The following is a 374-nucleotide window of genomic DNA, read 5'->3' as shown; positions in this document are numbered from 1 at the left end:
TCCGATGGCTGGTCGATGCAGGTGATGGTCGATGAACTGGTGCAGCTGTACGCTGCGTTCAGCCAGGGTGCGGAACCGCAGTTGCCGCCTATGCCGATCCAGTACGCCGACTATGCCCTGTGGCAGCGCGACTGGATGGAAGCGGGGGAGAAGGCCCGCCAACTGGACTACTGGCGTGGCCTGCTCGGCGGTGAGCAACCGGTGCTGGAGCTGCCCTTCGACCATCAGCGTCCGGCGCAGCAAAGCCATCGCGGCGCACGTCTTGAGGTGCCGTTGCCGCCTGCGCTGGCTGCCGACCTCAAGGCCTTGGCCCAGCGCGAAGGCGTGACCTTGTTCATGTTGCTGCTGGCCTCGTTCCAGACCCTGTTGCACCG

At 65.5% G+C, this 374-nt stretch carries 1 protein-coding gene; it reads left to right on the top strand.

What is annotated here, in order from left to right:
- Positions 1-374 (top strand): condensation domain-containing protein (locus ACW9IB_RS29500; RefSeq protein ID WP_457416853.1); only part of this gene is annotated, 374 nt, incomplete at both ends.

It is taken from the genome of Pseudomonas sp. SDO524_S393 (assembly GCF_054071875.1).
Note: the sequence above shows the minus strand (reverse complement) of the source record. Positions and strands in the feature narration are given on the sequence as shown.